Genomic DNA, 5,570 nt, shown 5'->3' on the forward strand with positions numbered 1-5,570 from the left:
AAGATCTTCATTTGTATAGGTAACCCTCTGTTTTCAGTCTTTATCCGAGCCACTCCGAAAGCTCTGCCACAAAGCGCTCTTTCGGCATTGCCCCGACAAAGCGCTTCTTTAGCTCGCCGTTCTGAAAGATGGCGAAGGTCGGGATGCTCATCACCTGGTACTGTCCCGCTATGCGCGGGTTGTCATCTACGTTAAGCTTGGCGAATTTCACCTTGCTCGAATATTCATTTGCCAACTCATCGACTACCGGGGCCACGATCCTGCACGGACCGCACCACTCAGCCCAAAAATCAACCAGAACCGGCATATCAGAGCCGATTACTTCCGCATCCCACGACTGCTCGTCAACTTTAACAACGTTCGCACCCATATGTCTCGTACCTACTCCTTTCGCGCCCTACTCTTGGCTCTCGATGTATTTCTCGGCGGACACAGCAGCAAGCGCGCCTTCTCCAGCCGCCACTACGACTTGTTTCAACAGGTTATGACGTACATCTCCGGCGGCAAACACCCCGGGAGCCGAAGTCATCAGCGACTCATCGGTTGTGATATACCCGCTTCCGTCAAACTCCAGCTTACCCGCAAACACTTCGGTGTTGGGAAGGTTACCGACAAAGACGAATATCCCGTCGGCCGGGACCTCTTTCTCTTCACCGGTTTTCACGTTTTTTACCGTAACACCGGTGACCAGACCGTCGCCCGAAACCGCCGTGATGACCGAATCGAGTAAGAAGTCGACCTTCTCGTTATCAAATGCCCGCTTCTGGACGATTTTATCCGCTCTGAGCTGGTCTCTTCTATGGATTATAGTTACCTGACTCGCGAATTTCGTCAGATACAGGGCCTCTTCGACCGCCGAGTTGCCGCCACCGATGACCATGACCTTCTTATTACGGAAGAAGGGGCCATCGCAGGTGGCGCAATACGAAATACCGCGGCCGGTAAGCTCTTGCGCGCCGGGCACGTCCAATCTGCTCGGGCGAACACCCGTTGTAATGATTACGACCTTGGCGCTGAACTCGCCGTTCGGGGTGACGACTTTCTTTATGGGCCCGCTAAAATCGACCGATGTCACCTCGACCATGTCCAGCTCAAGCCCAAATTCCTGGGCTTGCTCGCGCATCTTATCCGTAAGCTCGAAACCGGAAATCCCTTTGGGGAAACCGGGATAGTTTTCGATGATATCCGTGATGGATGTCTGTCCTCCGACGACCTCTTTTTCAAAAAGTCGTACTTTAAGCATAGAGCGCGCCGCATAAAGACCGGCCGTAAGACCGGCAGGGCCGCCGCCGATTATTATCAAATCGTATTCTTCTGCCATGTTTATACCACCAACCTCTCTCTATTTATTTTTTAGGAGCACCTTTAGCCTGGGCATCTATTTGCTGCAGGTAGCCATCGGCTTGCGATGCGAATGGGCTTTGCGCGGGGGCCTTTTCCAAGACCTTTTGGAAGAATTGTTTTGCATGCTCAAGGTCGTTTTGCTGGTATTTTATCACGCCAAGGTTAAAATAGGCCTGGAAAAAGCTCGGGTCGCTCGTGACAACTTTGTTCAATTCGACGGTCGCAATATCCGTCATGCCCAGAAAGTTATACGCTACTGCCATGTCCGTCCTTATATTAGACTTGCTCGGATCGACATCCAGCGCTTTCTTGTAGTAATCGATCGCTTTTTGATAGGTTTTCTGATCTTGCTTTACCTGGGCCACATCAAAATAGGTATTGCCAAGGCCGTAGAGCGCTTGGATATCCTTCGGACTTTTCTTCAGGATACTCTCATAAGTATCTTTTTGCGCATTGAGGGTAGTGACTTGGCTCTGGTACTGCGAAAACTGCTTCATCAAATCAGCCGGACCCTCAGGTACGGCCTGCGTCGTTTGCAACCCTAAAACACCCGGATACTGTTTTAGCACCATGAACAAGGCGATAATCGCCACTGCGGCAACCGTCGTCCAAACCGGTTTTTTATTTGCCTTTAGCCTAAACAGGGCCCGTTTAACACCGCTATACGCGAACTCCTCACCCGGATGCTCGACTTTGATACCCAGCGTCTGCGCCTTCAAGAGCATATTAAGGTCGTTCGTCACGATGGTGACCGGACGCCCGTTGCTCTCATTCTTTAACTGGTAGACGACAGACAGAATCCTATCATCCGAGTTCTTGCTTCCGAATTTATCGTGGTTTCCCTTCGATGGGTCAAAATTCATAACCCGCAAGACGGAGTTTTTCGCAAAAGGGATTCCATCGGTAAGTTTACCGTGTTCTGAGAGTTCGAAGAGGATTCTGGATATTTGCCGGCTCCGGTAGCGCAGTTCGCGATCGGCCCGGGACGTCTTGATTTTATCAAGTTCTCCGAGTACGATGTCCGGTATTACGACATCCGCGTCCGGAAACGCGTAAACAGCTTTTGGATTGTAGAGAAGCACATTTGTATCCAGCACATAGATAGGTCGCTTTTTATTTATCTTCGACATAATACCCTCATTATAAACTCTATCTACTATAATCGGTAGTGGTTTGATAAAAACCCCCTACGCTTGTCGGCATCGCCCAGTTCGGCCGATTTTATCTGCTTGGCCTAAGAGCGATTCGGCCCCAGGCGAACCTTTATTGTACGGCAGAAATTAGGTGGTATTATCAAATTAAGAAAGAGCTGGGGTTATCCGATACCTTAACGGACACACCAAACCTCGTTAGTTGTGAATATAGCAACTGATTCTTAGAAAATGCTGAGAGAAACATTAAAGAATACTTAGAAGAGTACTTAGAAGAATACTTAAGATAACTTTTAGAAGAACATATAAAAGGAGCTATAGATCTTATGCATGAACTAGACAGAGAAGAAATAGTTATTCCCGAAGAAGTCGCTCTGATTCCTCTACGAGATATGATCATCTTTCCGAACCTGGTAGTCCCGCTATTTGTCGGCAGGGAGAAGTCGATTGCGGCGCTTGAGGTGGCGATGAAAGAAGAGCATATCGTAGCCCTCGTTACACAGAAGATGGCCGAGCTTCAGGAGCCCGATATCGAAGACCTGTACAGTATCGGAACCGCCGCGGTTATCATGCAGGAGCTGAAAATTCCTGATGGTACGGCGAAAGCCCTGGTCGAAGGATTGTCCCGTATAGAGATCGTCGAGTTCACCCAGACCGAGCCTTATTTTAAAGTCAAGGTCAAAGTGCTTCCCGAGCAGGAAGAAAAAGATATAGAAGTCGAGGCGCTCATGCGCAACCTGGTACTTCAGTTCGAGCGCTCGGCAAGCCTCGGCAAACCCATCCCTCAGGAAGTGCTTCTCGCGACCGCGAATATCGAGGAGCCGGGCAGGCTCGCCGACTTCATCGCGTTCCACTTGAACCTTAAAATCGATGAGAAACAACAGATAATCGAAGCGGTAAATGCGCACGACCGTCTTGAGAAGGTCAGCATATTCTTAAACCGCGAGCTTGAGATACTTGAGATCGGAAGCAAGATACAGTCCCGCGTAAAAGACCAGCTTACCAAGACACAGAAGGAGTATTTCCTCAAAGAGCAGCTTAAAGCTATCCAGCAGGAGCTGGGTTTGATGGATGAGCAAGCAGCCGAGATGGAGGAGCTTCGCGCCAAGATAAAAGCGGCAAAGATGCCGAAGGAAGTAAACGAGAAGACACTGAAAGAGCTAGATAGGCTCACTAAAATGTCGCCCCAATCGGCTGAGTCATCGGTTATCCGTACGTATTTGGACTGGCTGATAGGGCTACCGTGGCAAAAGAAGAGCAAGCAAAAGCTTGACCTGAAAGAAGCATCGGCCATCCTTGATGAGGATCATTACGGATTAGAGCAGGTCAAGAAACGGGTACTCGAGTATCTGGCGGTGCACCAGCTTACCAACAAGATGAGGGGCCCGATACTCTGCTTTGTCGGCCCACCCGGAACGGGCAAGACCTCGATAGGAAAATCGATCGCCCGCTCACTGGGGAGAAAATTCGTGCGGATCTCGCTCGGCGGCGTACATGACGAAGCCGAGATTCGCGGCCACAGGCGCACCTATGTCGGGGCGCTACCCGGGCGCATTATCCAGGCGATCAACCAGGCGGGGACAAAGAACCCGGTCTTTATGCTCGATGAGATCGATAAAGTCGGCGCCGATTTCCGGGGCGATCCGACGGCGGCGTTATTAGAGGTGCTTGATCCCGAGCAGAACTTCGCGTTTTCCGACCACTACCTGGAGGTCCCGTTCGACCTCTCCGACGTGGTCTTCATAACGACGGCCAATATGCTTGAGACCATCCCGGCGGCGCTCCGTGACCGCATGGAGATTATCCCTTACTCGGGGTACACCGAAGAGGAGAAGGTACAGATCGCAACCAAGTATCTCATCCCCAAGCAGATCCCAGAGCACGGGTTAAAAGACAAGAACATACTAATCGAGGACAAGGCGCTCAGAGAAATCATCCGCGAGTACACCAGAGAAGCCGGCGTGCGTGGCCTCGAGCGGCGCATCGCAAGCATTTACAGGCAAGTCGCCCGCAAGGTCGTCGAGGGTGAAAAGAAAAAGTTGAAAATAACCGAAAAGAACGTGCATGAATACCTTGGCCCGCGCCAGTTCAGCTACGGTCTGGCCGAGGAAGCGGACGAGATCGGCGTGTCGACCGGCCTTGCCTGGACGGAGTTCGGAGGCGACGTTCTCTCGGTCGAGGCGACGACGCTGCCCGGCCGGGGCAAACTCATGCTGACCGGCCAGCTCGGCGAGGTCATGCGCGAATCCGCGCAGGCAGCAGTGAGCTATATTCGTTCGCGCGCCGAGATGCTCGACATCGACAAGAACTTCTACAGCGAACTCGATATCCATATCCATGTGCCCGCCGGGGGCATTCCGAAAGACGGCCCGTCTGCAGGCATCACAATAGCGACGGCGCTCGCCTCAGAACTCACCAAACGCCCGGCCAAGCGCGAAGTCGCGATGACGGGTGAGATCACCCTGCGGGGCCGCGTTCTTCCGATCGGCGGCGTCAAGGAGAAGATCCTTGCCGCACATCGCGCGGGTATCAAAGAGATCATCCTTCCAGCGGAAAACAAAAAAGATCTCGAGTTGGTTTCAAAGGAAGTCAAAGAAGAATTAAAATTCTTTTTCGTAAAGCATGTGGACGAAGTTCTTGAGCTGGCCCTTCGCACTAAAGGCAAAAATGGCTCCAAAGGCGCTAAAGTTGCAAAAAAGCAGGTATCGGCCCTAAAAGCTAAGTAACGACCGGATTTTCGCTGGAGGTTTTCCGGGAAATAATAGTTTGATAAGTAGCCAAGCCTTGTTGTATCATGGGGCTTAAGCGAATATATTTAGGCTCAGGATCTTGCTGCCACGTCGTGGGTTACGGTCGCTTTTATTTGGGAGCACTCGAAAGAATTGACTCCATAGAAGGCCCCTAGTGGGGACTAGAACAAAACCCATGATCCTGGGCCTTTTCTTTTTGTCCTTTAAAAAGCAACCAGGCGCTGCGTTTACGCGAAGTCATATTTTGGTATCCATAAGCTTGGTGAGTTTATGGATAATTCTTTGCGACTTTTGTGTTGTTTAAACATAGCCGACATTCTTCTCA

The 5,570-nt window shown here is 51.0% G+C and carries 4 protein-coding genes; 1 reads left to right on the forward strand and 3 read right to left on the reverse strand.

What is annotated here, in order from left to right; all coding sequences use genetic code 11:
- Window positions 1-40: 40 nt before the first annotated feature.
- The 3 genes from trxA to ACYC56_RS11635 are packed head-to-tail and all read right to left on the reverse strand — an operon-like array spanning window position 41 to window position 2,474.
- A complete protein-coding gene (gene trxA, locus ACYC56_RS11625; protein ID WP_461374345.1) occupies window positions 41-370 on the reverse strand; it encodes a thioredoxin in 330 nt (109 codons plus the stop codon).
- A 27-nt stretch (window positions 371-397) separates the two neighbouring features.
- Window positions 398-1,321, reverse strand: a complete 924-nt coding sequence (gene trxB, locus ACYC56_RS11630) for a thioredoxin-disulfide reductase (protein ID WP_461374346.1) — start codon at window positions 1,319-1,321, stop codon at window positions 398-400.
- 25 nt (window positions 1,322-1,346) lie between these two features.
- Complete coding sequence (locus ACYC56_RS11635) at window positions 1,347-2,474, reverse strand: PIN domain-containing protein (RefSeq protein WP_461374347.1); 1,128 nt, start codon at window positions 2,472-2,474, stop codon at window positions 1,347-1,349.
- 347 nt (window positions 2,475-2,821) lie between these two features.
- Between ACYC56_RS11635 and lon the strand changes: the two genes are divergently transcribed.
- Window positions 2,822-5,221: an endopeptidase La gene (gene lon, locus ACYC56_RS11640; protein WP_461374348.1), complete on the forward strand. Its 2,400-nt coding sequence runs from the start codon at window positions 2,822-2,824 to the stop codon at window positions 5,219-5,221.
- Window positions 5,222-5,570 lie beyond the last annotated feature (349 nt).

It is taken from the genome of Candidatus Aquicultor sp. (assembly GCF_054640775.1).

Bases quoted from the DNA above. Each gene is read 5' to 3' on its own strand.
- trxA (WP_461374345.1), bottom strand. From the start codon at position 370: ATGGGTGCGAACGTTGTTAAAGTTGACGAGCAGTCGTGGGATGCGGAA.
- trxB (WP_461374346.1), bottom strand. From the start codon at position 1,321: ATGGCAGAAGAATACGATTTGATAATAATCGGCGGCGGCCCTGCCGGT.
- ACYC56_RS11635 (WP_461374347.1), bottom strand. From the start codon at position 2,474: ATGTCGAAGATAAATAAAAAGCGACCTATCTATGTGCTGGATACAAAT.
- lon (WP_461374348.1), top strand. From the start codon at position 2,822: ATGCATGAACTAGACAGAGAAGAAATAGTTATTCCCGAAGAAGTCGCT.